This window comes from Nonomuraea sp. NPDC049607 (genome assembly GCF_040675375.1).
GTDB lineage: Bacteria > Actinomycetota > Actinomycetes > Streptosporangiales > Streptosporangiaceae > Nonomuraea.
In genome coordinates this window covers 64,085-85,999 of sequence record NZ_JBFAOV010000019.1, presented here as the reverse complement: position 1 = coordinate 85,999, position 21,915 = coordinate 64,085, and the positions used below count along the sequence as shown (strand labels likewise).

Annotated in this window: 22 protein-coding genes; 9 read left to right on the top strand and 13 right to left on the bottom strand. The window is 70.7% G+C overall.

The annotated features are described in order from the left end of the window. Window positions 1-49 precede the first annotated feature (49 nt). From AB0J97_RS31580 to AB0J97_RS31565, 4 genes are read left to right on the top strand one after another with little or no spacing between them, the layout of a single operon-like run. The gene (locus AB0J97_RS31580) at window positions 50-961 is read left to right on the top strand and encodes an ABC transporter permease subunit (protein ID WP_352325034.1); all 912 of its coding nucleotides are present in this window, start codon (window positions 50-52) and stop codon (window positions 959-961) included. Beyond that, a complete protein-coding gene (locus AB0J97_RS31575) occupies window positions 958-1,839 on the top strand; it encodes a carbohydrate ABC transporter permease (protein ID WP_357696545.1) in 882 nt (293 codons plus the stop codon). Before AB0J97_RS31580 ends, AB0J97_RS31575 begins: the two co-directional genes overlap by 4 nt. A gap of 28 nt (window positions 1,840-1,867) precedes the next feature. Continuing rightward, on the top strand, window positions 1,868-3,478 hold the full coding sequence (locus AB0J97_RS31570) for a hypothetical protein (protein ID WP_364095349.1): 1,611 nt from the start codon (window positions 1,868-1,870) through the stop codon (window positions 3,476-3,478). Between the two features lie 26 nt (window positions 3,479-3,504). Then, a complete protein-coding gene (locus AB0J97_RS31565) occupies window positions 3,505-4,674 on the top strand; it encodes a Gfo/Idh/MocA family oxidoreductase (RefSeq protein WP_357696541.1) in 1,170 nt (389 codons plus the stop codon). 33 nt (window positions 4,675-4,707) lie between these two features. On the opposite strand, the gene AB0J97_RS31560 is transcribed toward AB0J97_RS31565, so the two are convergent. The 7 genes from AB0J97_RS31560 to AB0J97_RS31530 form a co-directional block, all read right to left on the bottom strand. Further along, window positions 4,708-5,799 (bottom strand): SPFH domain-containing protein, encoded by a 1,092-nt coding sequence (locus AB0J97_RS31560; RefSeq protein ID WP_364095345.1) that lies wholly within the window; start codon window positions 5,797-5,799, stop codon window positions 4,708-4,710. 4 nt (window positions 5,800-5,803) lie between these two features. Further along, on the bottom strand, window positions 5,804-6,235 hold the full coding sequence (locus AB0J97_RS31555) for an NfeD family protein (protein WP_364095342.1): 432 nt from the start codon (window positions 6,233-6,235) through the stop codon (window positions 5,804-5,806). Window positions 6,236-6,324: 89 nt separating this feature from the next. Further along, on the bottom strand, window positions 6,325-7,476 hold the full coding sequence (locus AB0J97_RS31550) for an Ig-like domain-containing protein (RefSeq protein ID WP_364095339.1): 1,152 nt from the start codon (window positions 7,474-7,476) through the stop codon (window positions 6,325-6,327). 78 nt (window positions 7,477-7,554) lie between these two features. Further along, window positions 7,555-8,658, bottom strand: coding sequence for a fumarylacetoacetase (fahA, locus tag AB0J97_RS31545; protein ID WP_364095337.1), 1,104 nt, complete (start codon window positions 8,656-8,658; stop codon window positions 7,555-7,557). After that, window positions 8,655-9,428, bottom strand: coding sequence for a hypothetical protein (locus tag AB0J97_RS31540; protein ID WP_364095334.1), 774 nt, complete (start codon window positions 9,426-9,428; stop codon window positions 8,655-8,657). Before AB0J97_RS31540 ends, fahA begins: the two co-directional genes overlap by 4 nt. Continuing rightward, window positions 9,410-10,579 (bottom strand): homogentisate 1,2-dioxygenase domain-containing protein, encoded by a 1,170-nt coding sequence (locus tag AB0J97_RS31535; protein WP_357696529.1) that lies wholly within the window; start codon window positions 10,577-10,579, stop codon window positions 9,410-9,412. Before AB0J97_RS31535 ends, AB0J97_RS31540 begins: the two co-directional genes overlap by 19 nt. Before the next feature lie 77 nt (window positions 10,580-10,656). Continuing rightward, window positions 10,657-11,286 carry a helix-turn-helix domain-containing protein gene (locus AB0J97_RS31530; RefSeq protein ID WP_357696527.1) on the bottom strand — a complete coding sequence of 210 codons (630 nt, stop codon included), beginning with the start codon at window positions 11,284-11,286 and terminating at the stop codon, window positions 10,657-10,659. Window positions 11,287-11,377: 91 nt separating this feature from the next. Between AB0J97_RS31530 and AB0J97_RS31525 the strand changes: the two genes are divergently transcribed. Genes AB0J97_RS31525 through AB0J97_RS31515 form a run of 3 tightly spaced genes read left to right on the top strand, consistent with a single transcriptional unit; the run spans window position 11,378 to window position 13,745 of the window. Further along, window positions 11,378-12,013 carry a hypothetical protein gene (locus AB0J97_RS31525; RefSeq protein WP_364095330.1) on the top strand — a complete coding sequence of 212 codons (636 nt, stop codon included), beginning with the start codon at window positions 11,378-11,380 and terminating at the stop codon, window positions 12,011-12,013. Between the two features lie 39 nt (window positions 12,014-12,052). Beyond that, window positions 12,053-13,207, top strand: a complete 1,155-nt coding sequence (locus tag AB0J97_RS31520) for an FAD-dependent oxidoreductase (protein WP_364095327.1) — start codon at window positions 12,053-12,055, stop codon at window positions 13,205-13,207. A 58-nt stretch (window positions 13,208-13,265) separates the two neighbouring features. Then, window positions 13,266-13,745 carry a hypothetical protein gene (locus tag AB0J97_RS31515; RefSeq protein WP_364095324.1) on the top strand — a complete coding sequence of 160 codons (480 nt, stop codon included), beginning with the start codon at window positions 13,266-13,268 and terminating at the stop codon, window positions 13,743-13,745. On the opposite strand, the gene AB0J97_RS31510 is transcribed toward AB0J97_RS31515, so the two are convergent. After that, window positions 13,737-14,981 carry an MFS transporter gene (locus AB0J97_RS31510; protein ID WP_364095321.1) on the bottom strand — a complete coding sequence of 415 codons (1,245 nt, stop codon included), beginning with the start codon at window positions 14,979-14,981 and terminating at the stop codon, window positions 13,737-13,739. The genes AB0J97_RS31515 and AB0J97_RS31510 overlap by 9 nt on opposite strands. A 227-nt stretch (window positions 14,982-15,208) precedes the next feature. Between AB0J97_RS31510 and AB0J97_RS31505 the strand changes: the two genes are divergently transcribed. Next, a complete protein-coding gene (locus AB0J97_RS31505; protein WP_364095318.1) occupies window positions 15,209-16,495 on the top strand; it encodes a hypothetical protein in 1,287 nt (428 codons plus the stop codon). A gap of 81 nt (window positions 16,496-16,576) precedes the next feature. Here the strand turns inward: AB0J97_RS31505 and AB0J97_RS31500 are convergent, their stop codons facing one another. Beyond that, entirely contained in the window at window positions 16,577-16,777 is a 201-nt protein-coding gene (locus AB0J97_RS31500; RefSeq protein WP_364095315.1) for an EF-hand domain-containing protein, read from the bottom strand. A 287-nt stretch (window positions 16,778-17,064) separates the two neighbouring features. Further along, on the bottom strand, window positions 17,065-17,943 hold the full coding sequence (locus AB0J97_RS31495; RefSeq protein ID WP_364095312.1) for a LysR family transcriptional regulator: 879 nt from the start codon (window positions 17,941-17,943) through the stop codon (window positions 17,065-17,067). A 62-nt stretch (window positions 17,944-18,005) separates the two neighbouring features. On the opposite strand from AB0J97_RS31495, the gene AB0J97_RS31490 reads away from it, so the two are divergent. After that, window positions 18,006-18,989: an aldo/keto reductase gene (locus tag AB0J97_RS31490; RefSeq protein WP_364095309.1), complete on the top strand. Its 984-nt coding sequence runs from the start codon at window positions 18,006-18,008 to the stop codon at window positions 18,987-18,989. Between the two features lie 4 nt (window positions 18,990-18,993). On the opposite strand, the gene AB0J97_RS31485 is transcribed toward AB0J97_RS31490, so the two are convergent. The 3 genes from AB0J97_RS31485 to AB0J97_RS31475 all read right to left on the bottom strand — a co-directional run bounded on the left by AB0J97_RS31485 (window position 18,994) and on the right by AB0J97_RS31475 (window position 21,879). After that, window positions 18,994-20,397, bottom strand: coding sequence for an MFS transporter (locus AB0J97_RS31485; RefSeq protein ID WP_364095306.1), 1,404 nt, complete (start codon window positions 20,395-20,397; stop codon window positions 18,994-18,996). Between the two features lie 61 nt (window positions 20,398-20,458). Further along, a complete protein-coding gene (locus tag AB0J97_RS31480) occupies window positions 20,459-21,436 on the bottom strand; it encodes a sigma-70 family RNA polymerase sigma factor (RefSeq protein WP_357696505.1) in 978 nt (325 codons plus the stop codon). Window positions 21,437-21,471: 35 nt separating this feature from the next. Beyond that, a complete protein-coding gene (locus AB0J97_RS31475; RefSeq protein ID WP_364095302.1) occupies window positions 21,472-21,879 on the bottom strand; it encodes an SgcJ/EcaC family oxidoreductase in 408 nt (135 codons plus the stop codon). Between the last annotated feature and the right edge of the window lie 36 nt (window positions 21,880-21,915).

The following is a 21,915-nucleotide window of genomic DNA, read 5'->3' as shown; positions in this document are numbered from 1 at the left end:
AAATCGGTACTAGCCTCCAGCCAATCCCGACCCGACTGGAGGTGAGCGTGTGGCCGCTGTCACCCTGCTTGAGCGGCTGAAGCGCGACTGGACGCTGCTGGCCCTGTGCCTGCCCGGCGTCCTGTACTTCGTGGCCTTCTTCTACGTGCCGCTGCTGGGCAACGTCATCGCCTTCAAGGACTACGCGCCGTTCCTCGGCATCGCGGGCAGCCCCTGGGTGGGCCTGGACAACTTCGTGATGCTGCTGGAGGAGCCCGAGTTCTGGAGCGCGGTCGGCAACACCCTGCAGATCACGGCGCTGCAGCTCGTCCTCTACTTCCCGGCCCCGATCGCGCTCGCGCTCCTGCTGAACTCCCTGATCGGCCACCGCGTCAAGCGGTTCATCCAGACCGTCGTCTACCTGCCGCACTTCCTGTCGTGGGTGGTCGTGGTGGCGATGTTCCAGCAGGTAATCGGCGGGGCCGGCACGGTGAGCTCGTTCCTGAACTCGCACGGCGTCACCATCGGCAACCTGATGTCGAACGCCGACACCTTCAAGCTCCTCGTGACCGCCCAGGTGATCTGGAAGGACTGCGGCTGGGGCACGATCATCTTCCTGGCCGCGATCACCGCGATCGACATGAGCCAGTACGAGGCCGCCGCGATCGACGGCGCCGACTGGAAACGCCGCCTGTGGCACGTCACGCTGCCCGGCATCCGCTCGGTCATCCTCATGATGCTCATCCTGCGCCTGGGCGACATCCTGTCCGTCGGCTTCGAGCAGATGGTCCTGCAACGGGAGGCCGTGGGCGCCGGAGCGGCCGAGGTCATCGACACCTACGTCTACTACCACGGCATCCGGGACGGCGACTGGGGCATGAGCACCGCGGCCGGCCTCATGAAGGGGCTCATCGGCGCGGCGCTCATCTACGCGGCGAACAAGCTCGCGCACCGCTTCGGAGAGCAAGGGATCTATCGATGAGGCCGCCGTGGATGGAGCGCCCGACCGTCGCCGGGCGCACGCTCAAGTTCGTCGTGCTGACCGCGATCACCGTGGTCGTGCTGTACCCGTTCGGGCTGGCCGTCGGCACGAGCCTGATGGGACGCGCCGAGAGCATCGCCAACGGCGGCAGCTACGTGCTCTGGCCCTCGCACCCCACGTTCGAGGCGTACTCGCTGATCCTGTCCGGCGGCGCGGTCACCCGGTCGGTGCTGATCAGCATCGGCATCACGCTCACCGGCACCGCGCTCAGCCTGATCTGCACGGTCTTCCTCGGCTACGCGCTGTCGCGGCGCGGCATGCTCGGCGGCAAGCCGATCCTGCTCATGGTGCTGGCCACGTTCCTGTTCACGCCCGGCATGATCCCGAGCTACCTGATGGTCAAGGAACTCGGGATGATCGACACCTACCAGTCGCTCATCGTGCCGGTGCTGGTCAACGCGTTCAACGTGGTCGTGGTCAGGTCGTTCTTCCAGAACCTGCCCGAGGAGCTGTTCGAGGCCGCCCGCATGGACGGGTGCGGCGAGTTCCGCATGATGTGGCGGATCGCGCTCCCGCTGTCCAAGGCGGTGATCGCCGTCGTCGGCCTGTTCTACGCGGTCTCGTACTGGAACACGTTCTTCAACGCCATCCTCTACATCAACGACCAGACCAAGCACCCCATCCAGGTCGTGCTGCGGCAGTTCATCTTCCGCGGCACCGCGGCCACGGGCTCGGACGTCGCGATCGTGCGCGACCTGCCCGCCTCATCGGTGCAGATGGCGGTGCTCATCATCGCGCTCGTGCCGATCCTGCTCGCCTACCCCTTCCTCCAGAAGTACTTCACCAAGGGCGTCCTCACCGGCGCCATCAAGGGCTGAGAACCCGGGAGCAACCATGTCATCCATCATGTCCCGTCGTGGATTCCTCGGACTCGCGCTCGCCGGCGCCACGGTAGCCGGGCTCGCGGCCTGCGGAGGCGAGGGCGGCCCCGCGGGTGTGAAGCAGGGCGGCGCCGATCTGTCCAAGAAGCTGACGCTGCCGACGTACACCGCCGCCAAGATCCCCACGCCCGACCTGCCGATCGACGCGGGCCAGGACCCGGCGTACCTGAAGTACCCGAGCGAGCTGGTCAAGTCCGTCGCGGCCGCGCCCGGCGACGGCCAGAAGATCACCTCGCTCACCCAGACGTGGGACGTCGCGCCGCCCGCGCCCGGCCAGAACACCTACCTCCAGGAGCTGGGCAAGGCCCTGGGCTCCGAGTGGAGCATGAACATCGTGGTGGGCGACGGCTACCCCGACAAGTTCAACGCCATCATCGCCAGCGACGACCTGCCCGACCTGGTCTGGTTCCCGCCGAACCAGGGTCTGCAGCGGGTGCCCGAGCTGCTGGCGGCCAAGTTCCACGACCTGACGTCGTACCTGAGCGGCGACGCGATCAAGAAGTATCCGAACCTGGCCAACCTGGGCGACGTGACCTGGAAGTCCGCGGTCACGGACGGGAAGCTGTACGGCGTGGCGGTGGCCTACAGCCGGTTCGGGCAGGTGTTCCTGGTCAACACCGACTACTGGGAGCCGGTCGGCGGCACGGCCTTCAGCGGCGCCGACGACTTCCTGGCCAAGGCCAAGCAGCTGCTGGACGTGAAGAAGAACAAGTACCCGCTCGAACCGAGCTACTACAACCACGTGCACATGTTCAGCCACTGGTACGGCGCCCCCAACACCTGGAAGCTGGCCGGCGGCAAGCTGACCCACCAGTTCGAGACGCCCGAGTACCAGGCGGCCCTGGAGCTCGCGGTCAAGTGCTTCAAGGCCAACCTGTTCTGGCCCGACCCCGCCCTGGCCACCATCAAGGACAAGGTCGCCAACGGCCAGATCGGCGCGTACGTCGAGTCGTTCCCCGGCTTCCTCAACGACGCCAAGACCCAGAAGTACAACCTGGGCGCGATCGTGCCCTTCGCGGCCACGCCGTCGTCCAAGCCGGTCTACAACGCCGGCCTCGGCTCGGTGGGCTTCACCTCGATCAGCAAGAAGGTGGACCCCAAGCGCATCGAGACCCTGCTCGGCGTGCTCAACTACCTGGCCGCCCCGTTCGGCACGGAGGAGTACGAGCGCGTCAACTTCGGCGTCGAGGGCACCCACTTCACCAAGAAGGACGGGGACCTCGCCTTCACCGACAAGGGCGCGGCCGAGGTGCCCACCACGCAGCAGCCGCTCTCGTTCGTGATCGGCTCGCCGTCCGCGCTGTTCCTGCCCGGCCAGCCCGAGCGCACCAAGCTCATCCACGACTTCGAGACCAAGATCGCGCCTATGCTTCAGGAGCGCGTCACCACCGGCCACTTCTCCGACACCTACACGCAGAAGAACGGTGAGCTGAGCACCATGGGCAAGGACATGGTCGACGACATCGTGACCGGCCGTAAGTCGATGTCGGACTGGCCGGCCTTCGTCAAGAAGTGGCTGGGCAGGGGCGGCGAGGCGATGCGGGCCGAGTACGAGGCCTCCATCGCCAAGGGCTGACCGTTCTACCGTTTGAAAGGACACTTGTGGAAGACCTGCGCATCGGAGTCATCGGGCTCGGGCTGCGGACGAGCCTCGCTCTGGCCGCGCACCGGCCCGGCGAGGGCTCGGTCGTGGCGGCGCTGTGCGACTCCGACCCGGCAGTGCTCAAGACGAAGTCGGAGCGGTTCGAGGCGGAGTTCCTGACCGGGGAGTACCGCGAGCTGCTCGACCGGCCGGACCTCGACGCGATCATCGTCAACACCCCCGACGACACGCACGAGCGCATCGCGATCGACGCCCTCCAGGCCGGCAAGGCCGTCTACCTGGAGAAGCCGATGGCGATCACCGTCGAAGGCTGCGACAACATCCTGAGGGTCGCCCGCGAGACCGGCACCCGCCTGTACGTGGGGCACAACATGCGCCACATGGGCGTGGTGCGGCTGATGCGCGACATCATCGGCAAGGGTGTGATCGGCGAGCCCAAGACCGTGTGGGTACGCCACTTCGTGTCCTACGGCGGCGACTACTACTTCAAGGACTGGCACGCCGACCGCACCCGTACCACGGGCCTGCTGCTGCAGAAGGCGGCGCACGACCTCGACGTGATCCACTGGCTGGCCGGCGGCTACACCACCCGCGTGAACGCCCTGGGCGACCTGATGGTCTACGGCGACCTGCCGCGCCGCGAGCCCGGGACGCCCCGGCCGGAGGGCTGGCTGCGGGACTTCGACTGGCCGCCCACCGAGCGGCGGGACCTGCACCACGTGGTGGACGTCGAGGACGTGTCGGTGATGAACATGCGCCTGGACAACGGCGTCATCGCCGCCTACCAGCAGTGCCACTTCAGCCCCGACTACGTGCGCAACTACACCGTCATCGGCACCGAGGGCCGCCTGGAGAACTTCGGCGACGGCCCGGGGGACACGGTCAAGGTGTGGAACACCGGCCCCACCTCCTACCGGGACGACTGCGACATCGCCTACCAGGTGCCGGCCGCGAAGGGCACACACGGCGGGGCCGACCCGCAGATCCTGGCCGAGTTCTGCCGGTTCGTCAGGGAAGGCGGAGCGACCGACACCTCACCCGTGGCGGCCAGGATGAGCGTGGCGGCCGGCTACATGGCCACGATGTCGCTGCGCGACGGCGGCATGCCGTACGACGTGCCGCCGCTGGACCCGGAGCTGGCCGCCTACTTCGACAACGGCCAGCGCTGAGCGACGCCGGGGCCGCGCGGGCCCCGGCGGACGTCAGCGGTCGCTCTCCTTGGGGGCGCTCTCGCGCTCGCGGTCCAGGTCGGCGAACGGGGACGGCTCGTTCACGGCCTGGGCGATCTGGCGCGGCCCCTTGGGGCTCTCGGCCTGCTGCGCGTCGGCGACCGCCTCGGCCGCCGCCTCCGTGGCCGCCGCGATCTCCTTGTCCAGCTCTTCCGACGGCCGGGGCTGATCCTCGCGGGTGGCGGCCGACTTCGGCAGCGCCTCGGTGAACGCCTTCGAGACGCCCTGCAACGCCGAGGTGACCTCGCTCGGGATGACCCAGAACGTGTTGCCGTTGCCCTGGGCGAGCTGCGGCAGCACCTGAAGGTACTGGTAGGCCAGCAGCTTGGGGTCGGGGTCGTTGCGGTGGACGGCCTGGAAGACCTGGTCGATGGCGCGCGACTGGCCCTCGGCCTCCAGGATGGCGGCCGAACGCTGGCCCTCGGCCCGCAGGATGCGGCTCTGCTTGTCACCCTCGGCCGTGAGGATCTGCGACTGTCGCGCGCCCTCGGCGTTGAGGATCGCGGCCCGCTTGTCGCGCTCGGCCCGCATCTGCTTCTCCATCGCGTCCTTGATGGTCTTGGGCGGGTCGATGGCCTTGACCTCGACACGGTTGACGCGGATGCCCCACTTGCCGGTGGCCTCGTCGAGCACGCCGCGCAGCTGGCTGTTGATGGTGTCGCGCGAGGTGAGCGTCTTCTCCAGGTCCATCGAGCCGATCACGTTCCGCATGGTCGTGACGGTGAGCTGCTCTATGGCCGTGATGTAGTTGGCGATCTCGTACGCCGCCGCCCGGGGGTCGGTGACCTGGAAGTACAGGACGTTGTCGATCTCGACGACCAGGTTGTCCTCGGTGATGACCGGCTGGGGACGGAACGTCACCACCTGCTCGCGCAGGTCGATCATCGGATAGACGCGGTCGACGTACGGGATGACGAAGTTGAGGCCCGGCTTGAGCGTGCGGTGGTAGCGGCCGAGCCGCTCCACGTTGCGCGCCCGCGCCTGCGGCACGATCCGCACGGCTTTGAGCACGGTGAACGCGGCGAAAAGGATGATCAGCAGTCCGGCTATCAGCAACGGGTCCATGTGCTCACTCCCGTGGATACACGAGGGCTGTGGCGCCCTCGATCTCGATGATGTCGACGGTGGCCCCGGTGGGGATCACCAGGGTCTCGTCATATGCGCGCGCGGACCACTCCTCACCCCCGATGCGGACCCGCCCGTCGCGGCCGGTGACCTCGGCGACCACGTACGCGGGCTTGCCGACGAGGGCCTCAACGCCGAACCGCTGCAACGGCGGCTGCTGGAGGTGGCGGACGGCGAGCGGCCGGATGACCACCATCCCGGCCGCCGACGACAGGGCGAACACGAGGATCTGCAGCGGGACGGGCAGCCCGACGGCGGCGGTCAGGGCGGTCAGGAGAGCGGCCACGCCCAGGAGACCCAGCGCCGCCGTGAGAGTGAACAGTTCGGCCACACCGAGGACGACTGCGAGGATTATCCAGATGACCCATTCATCCATGCTCCGGCCCTCCTGAACCTATAACGGGCCTGTGTGTGTGACTGGTTCCCCCTTACCACCGTAATCCCCCATTCGTCCGCAGGCACCCGTCACCTGCTGGACGGCGGCGCGGGCAACGCGCTTCCCTGGAGCCATTTGTCCCACGGAAGTTGCCAGAAACCCCACCCGTTGTCCCATTCCAGCTCGCGGGCCGTGCCGGTGATCAGGACGGGGTCGCCGCGCAGCGAACCGGCGTAGAACCAGGACGCCTGGTCGGGACGCGCGTTGATGCAGCCGTGGCTGACGTTTTCCTTTCCCTGGGCCCAGACATTGTCCTTCGCGTGCACGTACTCGCCGCTGTTGGAGATGCGCACGGCGTGCTCGATCAGCAGGTCGTAGTAGCCGGGGTCGCCCTTGGAACGGCCGGGGGAGATCATGCGGACCGGGTTTCCCTTGTCCATGGTCAGGTGCATGCCGCTGGTCGTGGTGTATTCGCGGGTGGTGGCCATGCCCGCGCTGATGGCCATCTGCTGCACCACCTTGCCGTCGCGGCGCACGACCATCTGGTGAGTGCGGGTGTCGACCGTGCTGGTCTGCCTGCGGCCCACGGTGAAGGCGAAGGTGGAGTCGAGGGTGCCGTAGACGCCCGGCGCGGGGTGCACGCCGGCCAGGTGGGCGCTGACCATCACCTGCTGCCCGGAGGCCCAGAACCGGCGGGTGCGGTAGACCACCTGGGTGTCGCTGGTCCATCGCCAGGCGCCCTCGGCCGGGGTCTTCGTCGTGACCTCAAGGGAGCGCTCGACGGCCGCCTTGTCCTGGATCGGGGTGTCGAAGTCGATGACGACCGGCATGCCGACGCCGACGGTCTCGCCGGGCAGCGGCGCGGTGGCGGCCACCCCGAACGTGTGCTCGGCGGCGCGGGTGCGGAAGCGGCCCATGGAGACGGTGGACGGGCCGTTCTCGCCCGCGGCCGTGGCGGTCACCGTGTACTCGGTCGCGGGCTTGAGCGTCCAGTCGGAGCGCCACGTGGTGTGCGAGGCGTCGAGCCGGCCCGGGACGTGCTCGCCTCCCTCGTAGACCAGGACCTGGGTCAGCCGGCCGCCCCGGGCCGTGATGACCAGGCCCTTGTCGGGACGGGCCCGCTTGGAGTCGAGGGCGGGGAAGACGTGCACGACCGCGGGCGCGGCCGCGGACTCCGAGACGGGACCGCAGCCGCAGCAGGCCAGGAGGAAGCCGACACACAGGATCGCGGCACGCCGCACGTCACTCTCCGAGGGCTTTCCGAGGGAAGGGGAGCTCCCAGGTTAGCGGTGAGCGACGGTCGAAGCACCCTGAGTTACTTATCCGATGGTTCCGGACACCTCGCCCAATGTCAGGTCGCCGGCGGTGGCCCGGATCGTCACCGTGTCGCCGTCCTGGAGGAAGGTGCGGGTGTCGCCGCCGGACAGTTTGATCGGGTCGGCGCCGTTCCAGGTCAGCTCCATGAGCGAGCCGCGCTGGTCGCGTTCGGGGCCGGAGATCGTGCCGCTGGCGAACAGGTCACCGGTGCGCAGGGAGGCGCCGTTCACGGTCATGTGGGCGAGCATCTGGTCGGGCGTCCAGTACATGCTCGGGTACGGCGGCCGCGAGATCACGTCGCCGTTGAGCAGGACCTCGACGGCGATGTCCAGCCCCCAGTCGCCCTGCCTGCGCAGGTAGTCGAGTGGCTCCGGGTCCTGGGCGCGGCCGGGGATCCTGGGCAGCGCCTCCAGCGGCGTGACCCACGGCGAGACCGAGGTCGCGAACGACTTGCCCAGGAACGGGCCGAGCGGCACGTACTCCCACGCCTGGATGTCGCGCGCGCTCCAGTCGTTGACCAGCGTCACCCCGAACACATGGTCCTCGAACGCCCCCGCCGGGGAGCCCAGCTCGGACGGCACGCCGACCACGAACCCCAGCTCGGCCTCGATGTCGAGCTTGGCGCACGGCCCGTAGACCCCGGCCCTGAGCTGGCCCTGCGGCCGCCGGACCGGCGTGCCCGACACCACGACCGTGCCCGCCCTGCCGTGGTAGCCGACGGGCAGGTGCCGCCAGTTGGGCAGCAACGGCTCGGCGTCGGGACGGAAGATGCGGCCGATGTTGCTCGCGTGGTCGAGCGAGCAGTAGAAGTCGACGTAGTCGGCCACCTCGAACGGCAGATGCATCCGCACCTGGTCGAGCGGGATCAGGTGGCCCTCGGTGACCGAGGAGTCGCCGGTCAGCTTGTTCTGGATGAGGGCCCTGGTGTCGTGCCAGGCCGAGCGGCCCCGGGCCATGAACGGGTTGAGCGAGGGGGCGGCGAACACCTCGTCGTGCAGCGCCGCGGCCAGGTCGAGCACCTTGTCGCCGTACCTGACGCCCACTCTCGGCGGTTCGCCCCGGCGGGAGAACACGCCGTAGGGCAGGTTGTCCACTCCCCAGCTCACTGGATCACTCCTAGCGTCCGCAGGTCCTCGATGGGCGTGCCGGTGCTGCAGGAGCCGTAGCTGACCAGCAGCCGCCGCGCCCGCTTGGCGGTCTCCTCCGTCACGGCCCCGGCCAGCCGGACGAGGTGGCCGACGTCGGTGGTGCGCAGCACGGGTGCGGGGTCGCGCCCTTCCACAGCCTCGCAGACGGCCAGCAGCAGGTTGAGGAAGCCGTGCCGGTCGACGCCGAGCGCCGGGTCGAAGTGCCGCACCGCGTGGTGCAGCCCGGCCGTGGCCTTGAACGGGACGTCGGCGTCCACGCAGGACCGGATGAACGCCGCGAGGTGCTCGACCGGCGGGAACGCCTCGGCCTTCAGCCCGCCGCAGCGCACCTTCAGGCCCACCCCGTCGGGCACGCCGGTGACCTTCTTGTCCGGCGGGACCTCGACGAACAGCCGTACGTGCGCGGGGAGGCCGAGCCGCCGGGCCAGGCCGGCGACGGACTCGTCGGCCCCGAGCGGGATCTCCACGAAGTCAACCGGCAGGTCGCCGAACTCGGGGACCTCCGGCGTGTCCACGATCATCCCGATGCGCCGCGGCCGGTAGGCGTGCCCGCGCAGCCGGTCGAGCCGGCTGGCCGGGCAGAGGAAGCGGTGGGTGAGCACGTCGTCGCCGCGCTCCAGGTCGCGCTGGTTGCGGGTCAGCGCCTCGTCCATGTGCAGGGAGGTCGGCGGGAACAGGCCCGCGTCGTCGACCAGTTCGGTGTAGAGAGTCATCGTGCCCAGGTCCATGCGTAGCCGGGGTCCTCACAGGACAGTGCGCCCTGCCCGAGGTCGAGCGGGCGGAAGGTGTCGACCATCACGGCCATCTCGCTCGTCGTGGTGACGCCGCGGGCGACCGCGTCGATCACCGCCTCGACCGCGCCGGGCTGCGGGCCGTGCGTGAACCCGGCCGGGTGCAGCGAGACCGAGCCGACGTCGATGCCCGAGCCCTTGCGCGCGGTGTAGTCGCCACCCACGTAGAACATGAACTCGTCGGAGTCCACGTTGTGGTGGTTGTACGGGATCGGGATGGCCTCGGGGTGGTAGTCGAGCGGCCGCGGGCAGAACGAGCAGACCACGAACCCGGGCCCCTCGAACGTCTGGTGCACCGGCGGCGGCGCGTGCGTCTTCTTCACGATCGGCTCGAAGTCGTCGATGTTGAAGGCGTACGGATAGAGGTAGCCGTCCCAGCCGACCACGTCGAAGGGGTGGTTGCGGTAGACGAGCCTGGTCAGGCCGCCCCGCGTGCGGACCAGGACGGGCACCTCCTCGCCCTCGACGAGCAGGGTCTGCGAAGGGGCGCGCAGGTCGCGCTCGCAGTACGGCGCGTGCTCCAGGAACTGCCCGTACTGGGACAGGTAGCGCTTGGGCGGCCTGATGTGCCCGGACGCCTCGATGGCCAGCACGTTGACCTGGCCGTCGGGGACCCAGCGGTGGATCGTGCCGGTCGGGATGATGACGTAGTCGCCCTCGCCGGCCTCGATGACGCCGTACGTGGACTCGAAGCGGACCGAGCCGCGCTGCACGTAGACGCACTCGTCGCCCATGGAGTTGCGGTACAGCTCGCTCGGCTGGTCGCTGGTGGCGTACGACAACCGGACGTCGGCGTTGCCGGCGAGCAGGATGCGGCCGTCGACCAGGTCACCGGCGCCGGCCAGCTCCTGGGTGCGGAAATGGCGCGGGGAGAGCGGCAGGTTGGGCTCCAACCGCGTCGCCGACGTGGGCGTGACCGCCTCGGCCTTGATGATCGCGGTGGGCAGGTAGCGGTGGTAGAGCAGCGAGGAGTCGGACGAGAAACCCTCCTCGCCCATCAGCTCCTCGGCGTAGAGGCCGCCGTCCGGCCGCCTGAACTGCGTGTGCCGCTTACGTGGCACTTCCCCAACGACGCGGTAGTACGGCATCCGCCCTCCATGTTGTCCGATTACCGGACGCATGTGTCCTCTATGTGTGACTACCGTCCGCCATCGGTGTGGAGATGTCAACCCAGCGCGGCGGCCAGCTCGGCGGCCGCCGCCACCACGCGCGGCCCCGTCCCCTCCTCCAGCGGGCCGAACGTCACCACCCCCACCGAGGCCTCCAGCCACGGCAGTCCGGTCACGGGGGCGGCGATGCCCCGCGCCCCCTCCTGCAACTGCCCCTCCGTCACGAGGTATTCGTCCCGGCCCTCGCGCAGGGCCAGGATCGCCCGGCCCGCCGCGCCTTTCGCCAGCGGATGACGCGACCCCTCCCGGTAGGCCACGTGCATGTCGGTCCAGGACGGCTCCACCACCGCCACCGCCAGCCCGTCGTCGCCCTCGGCCACGGTCAGGTGGGCGGTCGCCCCCACCTCCTCGGCCAGCCGGCGCAGCGTCGGCACCGCCGCCGCCCGCAGCAACGGCTGCACGGCCTGGGCCAGCACCAGCACCCCGAACCCGAGGTGCACCCGCCCCTCGGCGTCGCGGCGGACGAACCCCTCGTTCAGCAGCGTCGTCAGCAGCCGGTAGACCACCGGCCGGCTCAGCGACAGCTCGGTGCTCAGCTCCGTGGGGGTGCGCCCGCCCTTCCCGTCGGCGAGAAGTCGCAGCAGGCGCAGCCCGCGTTCGAGCGTCTGGGCGGATTCGGCGGCCATGACTTCGATTATGGAGTGGCGGGCGACGGTGGAAGAGCAGTGAAAGAGCGCGGCGAGGGGGTACGTAGGACGAGAAGCGTCGGGGGGGAAGATGCGGCAGAGGTGGCTGTTCCTGGTTGCCGGGCTGGCTCTCTGCGCCCTGCCGCCCGCCGTCCCGTCGCTCACGACGCCGATCGCGCACATGGCGAGGGAGACCCTGATCGACCCGCCCGACCGGGCGAGCGAGCGGCTGGTGGAGGACACCTTCTACCTCACCCAGGGCATCACGGTGAGCCAGTGGCTGCTGCCGGTCGCCAAGGGGGTGGCCTTCCGCCCCGGCTACGTCGCCGTGGGGGTCAGGGTCGACGCGAGCGGGCGGCTGTACGGCACGCCCTCACGCGTGGGCACGTTCATCGCCCCGGTCGGGCTCTGCGCCGGGCAGCCGTGCGAGGAGCAGCTCGTCACTCTCGTCGTGCTCGGGAACGTTCCATGGGAGCCGCGCGAGCTGACCTTCCCCGGCCGGACAGGCGTCGCGCTCGGCGGCGAGATCGGCATCAACGGCGGCCCCCAGGGCGTGATCCCGACCTTCAGCGTGACCGACCACGCCAAGCTGCCCGCCGGCGTGACGATCGGCCCCGACGGGCACGTGGGCGGCGTGCCCCAGGCGGCCGGCATCTCCGAGGTCCCGGTGCGCGTCTGCGTGGCGGGCAACTGCGCGGGCGTCGTGGTCCGGTTGATCATCGTCTGAGCCCTTGCGCGGGCGCGGTCCTGAGGTCACGGTGGTTCCATGAAATCGGTCATTGTGGTCGGAGCCGGTATATGGGGGTCGTCGCTGGCGTTGCGGCTGGCCGAAACCGGCTGGCAGGTGACTCTGGTCGAACAGCACAAGCCCGGACACGTCCGGCAGGCCAGCGCGGGTGAGACGCGGCTCCTGCGCTGCGCCCACGGCACCGACGACTGGTACGCGCGGCTGGCCTGGGAGGCGCGGGAGGGCTGGCGGCGGCTGGGCGAGCGGGCCGGCGAGGAGCTGTTCCTGGAGTCGGGCATGGTGTGGTTCGCGGCCCGGCCGGACGGGTGGGAGCACGCCAGCGCCCAAGTGCTGAAAAATCTGGATATACCTGCTGAGGTGCTCGATCCGGCCGACGGACGGCGGTTCTTCCCCGACTACCGCGGCGACGACCTGAGCTTCCTGCTGTGGGAGCCGCACGCGGGCGTGCTCAGGGCGCGGCGGGCCACCCAGGTGACCGCCCGGCTGGCCGTGGCGGCCGGGGTACGGCTGGTCAGGGCCAAGGCGGCGCCCGTGCCGGGGCTGAGCGCGGTCGAGGTGGACGGCGAGATCCGGCGGGCCGACCGGGTCGTCTGGGCGTGCGGGGCCTGGCTGCCGGGCCTGTTCGCCGTCCCGGTCACGGTGACCAGGCAGGACACGGTGCACTTCGCCGCGCCCGCCGCCTGGTCGACCCCCGAGACGCCCGCCTGGGTGGACTACGGCTCCTCGGCCTACGGGCACGGCGACGTGGACGGGGTCGGCATGAAGGCCACCTCCGACGCCGAGGGGGAGCCGTACGAGCCGGAGGAGGGCGACCGGGTGGTGGACCCGTCCGCGGTCGAGCAGGCCCGCGGCTACCTGCGGCGCAGGTTCCCGTCGCTGGCGGACGCGCCGGTGCTGTTCAGCCAGGTCTGCCAGTACGCGCTCACCCCCGACGCCGAATGGATCATCGCCGAGGACTCGCCCGGCGTGTGGCTGCTCGGCGGCGACTCCGGGCACGGGTTCAAGCACGCCCCGGCCCTGGCCGCGTACGTGGCCGCGATCCTGGACGGCGAACGCGTCCCCGAACCGCGTTTCGGGCTCGGGCACGAGCGCGCGGCGGCCCGTGGCCTGCGGACGAGCGGTGACCTCGGGGTAGGGCCCGCCCCACCGGGATTCGGGGGACGACGGGCGTGATCCGCGCGGGCGCACGGCGCAGACTTCCCCTGTAACCGACGAACACAGGGAGCCCGCCATGACCACCGCCCTCGCCTCGCAGACCGCCCAGCCCGGTACCCCCCAGCCGCCGCCCGTCGTGCACGCCGCCACGCTGCTGTGGCTGTCGGCCGTGGCGGCGGGGGCGTTCGAGACCGTGCTCGCCGTCGGCAGGGAGTTGTACGAGGGCACGTCCGGCGTCGTGGACCTGCTGCCCGGCGCCGGGCTCCGGGTGGTCGTCTTCGTCGCCGCGGTCGTCCTGGCGCTGCGGATGCGCCGGGGTCAGAACTGGGCCAGGCTCACCTTGGCCGTCGGGCTCGGCGTGTTCGGCACGTTGTCGCTGGTCGTGGGGCCCGTCCAGTGGCTGTTGCACGGCGGCTCGATCGCCGAGGCCGCCGCGGGGGCCGACACGGTCGCCTGGCTCTTCACGATCAGCCGCGTGCTGCACCTGACGGCCGTGCTCGGGGCCGTCACGCTGATGTTCCAGCCGAGGGCCAACGTCTGGTTCCGCTCACGGTGAGACCGGCTCCGGCTCGGGGGCGCGCAGGTTGCGCACCCCCGGCGCGGCCAGCGCGGCGAGCGTGGACAGCACGACGAGGGCGGCGCAGCCGAGCAGCGCCCCCTCGGTGCCGAAGGCCACCGCCGCCGGCGCGGCCAGCATCAGCCCGATCGGCCCGAACATCAGTGACCCGAGCGCGTCGTACGAGCTGACCCGCGACAACGACTCGGCCGGGATCTCACGCTGCATCGTCGTCTGCCACAGCACGCCGAAGACGTCGAAGCACACACCCAGCACGAACGCCCCCGCCACGATCGCCCACAGCGGCGCGTCGAGCCCGAGCAGCACGTACGGCAGCGCGGTCGGCAGGCACAACAGCGTGCCGAGCAGGATCGGCCGGCGCGGGCGCAGCCGCAACGACACCAGCACCCCGGCGATCGTCCCGACGGCCTCGCCCGCGAGGAACGCCGTCCAGGCCGCCGGCCCGCCCAGAGTCTCCTTGGCCAGCAGCGGCCCGAGCACGCCGTGCCCGGCCTGGATCGCCATCACCAGCACCGAGAACTGGGCGACCACCACCCAGATCCACTGCCGCGAGCTGAACTCCCGCCACCCGTGGCGCAGGTCGGCCAGCACCGAGTGCCGCTCCGCCGCCGCGCGCTCGGCGGGGGTCGGGCGCAGCAGCGCGATCAGCACGCCGGCCAGCGCGAACATCGCGCCACTGACCAGCAGGGCCCAGCCGCCGCCGAACAGCAGCACCGTGCCGCCGCTCAGCACCACCCCGGCCACGCGCGAGGCGTTCGCGCCGAGGCCGAGCAGCGCGTTGCCGGCCTGCAGCCGCTCGGCGGGCACGACCTCGGGGATGATGCCGGTCAGCGCCGGGAACATGATCGCCGTGCCCACGCCGCAGGCGGCCGCCGCGACGCTCATCACGGGCAGCGGCGCCCAGCCGGTCAGCAGCATCGCCGCCAGCGCGAAATAGCCCAGCGCCATGAGCAGCTCGCCGACCATCATCACCCGCTGCCGCGGCAGCCGGTCCGCGATCACCCCGCCGAGCAGCATGAACACGATCATGGGCAGTGACTCGGCGGTGAGCACCACCGACAACGTCGTGGCGTTCGCGCCGGGCAGTTCGAGGATGCCGAAGGCGAGCGCCACGGGCGCGAAGGCGCTGCCGAGCATGGAGATGGTCCGCGCGGACAACAACAGGGCGAACTTGCGGTCGCGGAGCAGCCCGAGGTCGCGGAGGTAGCTGTGCACTGGGCCGGTCCCCTCAAAAACGGTCAAAGCCGAACTATTCTGCCGTCCTTGCGTGGGTGCTGTCGTCCGAATATTCGGCGTGACGGTCGTGGGGAGTCGCCGGTGGCCGGCTCGACCGAGGGGCTTGCTGGCTGTGGGGAATCGGGGTGGATCTCATTGAACGTTGTTGATCGTCCAGATATTGTGCTATCTGCCCACGATCACCCCCACATGGGAGTAAAGGCGCCATGCGACTGCGGAAGATCTTCGTCATCGGACTGGCCCTGTCGTTGCTCGGCGTCGGTGTTCCCGCCTGGTCGGAGGACGATCCACGGGGCTGCAACGACCTGATGTCCGCCGACACCCCGGCGTACGTCGTCTGCCGCTGGCTGGCCACTCCCGACGAGGCCGCCGACATCGCCCGGTTCTGGCTGGACAACGACGGCAAGAACATGATCGACTCCGGCCCGATGCGCGAGATCGTGGTCGACTGCACCGAGCCGGGCAACGAGTGCGCGACCGACTCCGAGGGCGACGGCGAGATGCACGACGTCGGCTCCCCGGACGTCGACGGCGCCGAGGACGGCGGCACGCCCGACGACTGCCAGGACGGCCAGAAGTGCTACGTCGACCCCGACGAGATCTCGGCCGCCGCGAAGACCGCCGCCGCCGAGAGCCCGGCGGGCCAGGCCGTGAAGAGCGCGGTCGGCGCCGGCCTGCGAACCTGGATCGAGACCGAGCTGGCCGACGACTACAAGGCCGGCAAGCTGGCGGAGGCCACCAAGAAGGTCGCCGCCCTGGCCGCGCAGCCGGGGGTCGTCGGGATCAGGTTCACCTCGCAGCTCGGCTACAACCAGACCTTCGCCACGGCGGAGGAGCTGGACAAGTTCGTCACCGAGACCACGACCGCGCTGCGCAACCTCGTGCCCGGCAAGAAGCTCGCGGCGCACACGGTGGTGCCGCTGTTCGGCTGTGGCGCCAACGACGCCTGCAAGGCCGAGATGACCAAGAAGTACCCGCTGCTCGACCCGGCCCGCATCGGCGCCTGGCTGTCCGGCGGCCAGATCGACCAGCTGACCCTGGACACCGGCCACATGGCCACCGAGTACGCCACCTGGAAGATCGACGCCAACGAGGCCCAGCGCAACCAGTGGATCCAGGTCCGCGCCCGCGCCTGGGACGCCTACGCCCAGATCGCCGCCGAGGACGCCGGGTTCACCGCGGCCGGGACCTCCAAGCTCACCGCCGAGCAGGCCACCCAGGCCATCACCGACCGCATCGCCGCCCCGCTCCAGGCCGACGCCGCCGAGACGGTCGTCCTGTGGAGCCGCTGGCAGGACGCGCAGGGCCAGGTCAACCGCGTGTACGGCGAGAAGTGGGCGGCGAACGCCACCTGGGACCAGCTCAAGAAGCTCGGCACCGTCCGCCCGAGGCTGGCCACCGTCTACGACTACAGCAGCCCCGAGACCGACGTCGCCACCGACATCAAGAACCTGTCCGAGGTCTTCGGCCAGGTGTACCTGCACACCGCCTGACGGAAAACCGCCCGGTTCCGCCCGCCCGCCCGCGTACGGGGGGCGGGCGGCAGGAGTTCGCCTAGCAAGGGGTCGGCTCGGTCATTTCTGCAGGAACGCGCCGAACTCGTCCACGTCGATGAGGCCGTCGCCGTCCTTGTCCAGCTTCCGCACGCCTGCCTGGGCGGCCTCCAGGGTGACGGGCTGGCCGAGCACCTCCATCAGGCGGACGAGCTCGATGGCGGAGATGCGGCCGTCCTTGTCGGCGTCGATCAGGTCGAAGGTGATGGCATGGTCGTTCATAGGGGGTGCCTTTCCTGTGTTACCGGTGCGTCGGGTCAGACCTTAGTGGCGACTTCCCGAAACAGGCCGATGAATTCGGCGTCGCTCGAAGGGGAAGCACGTACGGATGCGCATCCGTAAGGCGACCCGGGCCGAGGACGAGGACGGCGAGTCGGTCGCCGAGGTCGCCACGATCTACCTGACGCCGGAGAGCTGGGGACGAGGTGGCCAAGGTCGACGGCAGCCGGGGGTTCGTCCTCGCCGAGGTGCGTTACCGGCGTTCGCTCGCCCCTTGAGCGGTTCTCGGGTCAGACCGTGGTGGCGGCCTGTTTCAGGGCGTCGACGAAGGCGGTGACGTGGGGGCGGACGTCCTGGCGGCGCCAGGCGATGGCGAGCCGGCCCGGCGAGAGGCCGGTCACCGGGCGGTAGACCATGCCAGGACGCTTGTACAGCGCCGCGTTCCCCTCGGCCACGAGGACGACGCCCAGGCCGCTGATCACCGCCTCGAACACCTCCTCGGGCGTGTTCGCGGTGACGCCGACGACCGGGTCGTCGTCCCGCGCGTCGCGGGCGAGCCAGAAGTCGCGCAGCGGGCCGGCGGCGGCGGGCAGCGCGATGAACGGCTCGTCCCGCAGCTCGGCGAACGGGACCTCGGTCATCCCCGCCAGCCGGTGCCCGGCCGGCATCGCCACCCCACGCTCCTCGGTGACCAGCACGTGCGTCTCCAGCCCCGGCGGCACCGGCAGCCAGATGAACGCCACGTCGGAGGAGCCGTCGGCCAGGCCGCCGCTCGGATCGTCCCAGCCCACGAGCCGGAGCGAGACCTCCCATCCCGGCCGGGCCTGCCGGAACAGCCGCAGCGCCTCCTGCTGCAACCCGCGGCCGACGGCCGTCTGCATCCCGATGACCAGCGTCCCGGCGGGGGCGGCGGCGCGTGCCGTCTCCACCCCGGCGGCCCAGCGTCCGAGCAGGTCGCGGGCCACCGGCAGCAGCGCCTCGCCCTCGCGGGTCAGCGTGACGCCGCTGTGCACCCGTTCGAGCAGCGCGAAGCCGAGCTGCCGCTCCAGCACCCTGAGCTGCTTGGACAGGGCGGGCTGCGAGACGAAGAGCCGCTCGGCGGCGCGCGTCACGTTCAGTTCCTCGGCCACCGCGACGAAGTAGCGCAGCTCCCGCAGATGTACGTCCATAACCGCTGGTTATAGCAAAGGGTCTTGGACGCCGCGCGCCCTCCGGCGGCACGATCTCCGTCATGAAGACACGTGAACTCGGAACACTGCAGGTCCCCCCGCTCGGTTTCGGCGCGATGGTGCTCTCGCCCGGCGTGTACGGCGACATCGACGACACCCGGGCCGCGACGGCGTTGCGGGCGGCCCTGGACGCCGGGGCCACCCACATCGACACCAGCGACGCCTACGGGGTGGACGGTCACAACGAACGCCTGGTCGGCCGCGCCCTCAAGGGACGGAACCGGGACGAGGTCGTGGTGGCCACCAAGTTCGGCCTGACGATCCCGGACGGCGAGCCGAGCCGCCCGCACCCGGTCGGGTACGCGTTCAACGAGCTCCGCGTGAACGCCGACCCGCGCCTGGTCCGCCGCTACGCCGAACGCAGCCTGCGCAACCTGGACACCGACGTGATCGACCTCTACTACCTGCACTACCCGGACCCCGGCGTCCCGGTGGAGGAGACGGCCGGCGCGATGGCGGACCTGGTGCGCGACGGCCTGATCAGGCACATCGGCCTGTCGAACGTGACGGCGGAGCAGCTGAGGGCCGCGCACGCCGTCCATCCGGTGACGGCCGTGCAGAACGAGTGGTCGATGTGGCGGCCGGTGGAGCCCGCTCTCCTGGCCGCGGCCCGCGAGCTCGGCGTCGGCCTGGTGGCCTGGAGCCCCCTGGGCAACGGGTTCCTGACCGGCACGGTCCAGCGGCTGGACGAAGGCGACTTCCGCCACAACGCACCCCGGTTCTCGGCCGACAACCTGGCCGGCAACAACGACCGGTACGCCCCGATCCGCGCCCTGGCCACCAGCCTCGGCATCACCCCCGCCCAACTGGCCCTGTCGTGGCTGCTGCACCAGGACGAGCACGTGGTGGCGATCCCGGGCAGCCGCACCCCGGCCCACATCCGGGAGAACCTGGCCGCGGCCGACCTCACCCTGCACGCCGACACCCTGGCCAGGATCGACGAGGCGCTGGCCAGGTTCGACGTGAGCGGCGGCACCCTCCTCTGAACGCTCAGGGCGTCGCGGGGGAGTCCGCGCTCCGGCCGTTCAGGACCACCCGCAGGGCGCACAGGGCCCCGCCCGCCAGCAGGACGATGACCGCGACGACGACCCGCAGGAGACCGTCGGACGAGGAGGGCGCGGCGAAGTACACGCTGCCGAGCCCGGCGACGGCGGTCACCCCGGCGAGCACGGGCCCGGTGGCGTTCAGGGCCGAGATCGCCGAGGCCAGCCGGGGCTCGACCAGCATGGTGATGCGGGCGATCAGCGGGCTGTACCCGGCGGCGTGCCCGGCCCCGGCCAGGAGCAGCAGCGGTACGGCCACCACCGGCCGCCACTGGTCACGGCACAGGAGCACCAGCAGGCCCGCTCCGGCCGCGAAGGCGATCGGACCTACGATCGGCAGGACGCGCCGCAACCCCGGCGGATAGCGGGTCCAGCTCAGGCTGAGCGCGCCGAAGCCCAGGGCGTACGGGACGAAGGCCAGCCCCGCCTGCAACGGCGAGTACCCCAGCGCGGTCTGGAGATGGAGAGTGAGGGTGAGCAGGAAGACGGTGTAGCAGCCCATGACGGTCCAGCAGGCGGCCAGCCCCGGCTTGACCCCGCTCGGCCGTACCGAGGCCAGGTCCAGCAGCGGATGGCGCGCCCTGGTCTCATGACGGACGAACGCCACCGACAGCGCGGCGCCGCAGGCCAGCGAGATCCACACCCAGAGGGGCCCGCCCAGGTCGCGGCCGAAGATCAGCGGGACGGTGATCGCGGCCATGGCCGCGGTCAGGAGCGCCACGCCGCCCGGATCCAGGCGCGCCCGCCTGTCCTCGGGGGAGGCCGGCAGCAGGCGCGGGCCCACGGCCAGCGCGATCACGCCGATCGGGACGTTGATCAGGAAGACGGGCCGCCAGGACAGGCCGAGGAGGTCGGCGCTGACGACCAGCCCTCCGACGACCTGCCCCAAGGCGACGCCCAGGGCGAGCACCATGCTGTAGAGGCCGATCGCCCTGCGGCGCGCCACGCCCTCCCAGTGCGTCTGGATGAGGGAGAAGATCTGCGGGGTGAGCAGCGCCGCCCCCACGGCCTGCGCGACGCGCGCGAGCACCAGTACGCCCACGTCGGGGGCCAGCCCGCACAGCAGCGAGGCACCGGTGAACCAGCCCAGCCCGAGCAGGAACGCCCGCCGCTGCCCGACGACGTCACCGATGCGCGCGCAGGTCACCAGGAGCACGCCGACGGTCAGGAGATAGCCCGACACGACGAGCTGGATCGCCGTGCCGCCGGCGTGGAGGTCTTCGCTGATGCTCTGCGCGGACACCGACACGATCGAGCCGTCCATGGAGGCCATGACCTGGCCGGTGAGCAGCACGGCGAGCATCGGGCCACGGCGTACGGCCGTCGCCCGGGGAGGAGCGGAAAGGATCACGCGTCCAGCATCGGCCGCCCGCACCCGCCCGGTCTTGAAGAAATTTGCGCGCCGGCCGTGGTCATCGCGTGGCGTCGAAGCCGGCCGCCATGCCGAAGGGAGCAAAGAGCTCGGCGCCCTGGAACACCGAGTTGCGGCTGATGCCCTCGGCGGTGACGGTGAAGATCTGGAGGGTGTGGGGCTCGTACCGGTCGCCGACGCGCTGGAAGGCGCAGAACCCGGGCTGGCCGTTGGCCGTGATCGCCTCCAGCCGCCAGTCGGTGCCGGCCGCCTGGAAGACCCATTCCATGAACAGGCCGTAGTTGACGCGGCCGGCGAACCAGTTGAGCATCGGCGGCATCTCCATGATGACGTCCTCGGTGAGCAGCCGTTTGAGCCCCTCGACGTCGGCGTGCTCGAACGCCTTCATGTAGCGGTCGATCCAGCCGCGCTGTTCGGCCGCGGGCGGCTCGTCGAGCGGTTCCCGCCGGACCCCGGCCTCCTTCACCCGGGCACGCGCCCGCTGCAGGGAGCTGTTCACCGACACGACGGTGGTGCCGAGGATCTCCGCCGCCTCCGAGGCGGAGAAGCTCAGCACGTCACGCAGGATCAGCGCGCCGCGCTGCCGCGCCGACAGGTGTTGCAGGGCGGCGGCGAAGGCCAGGCGCAGGCCGCTGCGCGCGACCACGGCGCCGGCCGGGTCGCCCCCGTCCAGCATCGAGTCGGGCAGGGGTTGGAGCCAGGCGAGGTTCTCTCCCTGGACGAACGGCGCGAGCGGCTCGGACGCCGCCACCAGCCCCGACGGCAGCGGCCGCCGCCCCCGCACCTCCAGGGCGGTCAGGCAGACGTTCGTCGCGATCCGGTAGAGCCAGGTGCGCAGGGAGCTGCGCGTCTCGTCGTACTGGTCCCGGCTCCGCCACGCCCTCAGGTAGGTGTCCTGGACCAGGTCCTCGGCGTCGTGGACCGAGCCGAGCATCCGGTAGCAGTACGCCAGCAGCTCCGTCCGGAACGGTTCGATCCGGAGGTCGAAGCCCTCTTCTCCTGGCGTCACCGCGCCCACGCCCCTTTCCTCGCCCCCTGCACCTTATGGGTAGATCAGCCGGCCGCCACAGCCGGACTGTTGTGATAGGCCGCGAGCAGCCAGGCGCCGTCCCGCTTCTCCAGCACCCAGGTCGCGTGCACCATGCGCTCGGCGGGGACCTCGGTCTCGCCCGGGAACTTGACGCCGGTCTCGCTCACCGCGATGGCGGCGCTCTCGCCCAGGAAGCGGAGGCTCTGCAGCCTGTCGACGGTCGTGCTGCCCTTGAGGTAGGACGCGAAGCCTTCCGCCATGTTCCGGCGGACCTCCTCCCTCGACGTGCGCCGGCTGCCGGGCATGATCGCGGTGGCGTCCTCGGTGTAGTCCTTGACGAAGGCGTCCGCGTCGCCGGCGGCCCAGGCCTGGTACAGGTCCTCCAGCACGGCCTTGATGGCGGCCACGTCGTGCGCTCGGTTCTCGGTCATGACTGTCTCCTCATCGTTCGTGACGGTTCACGGATA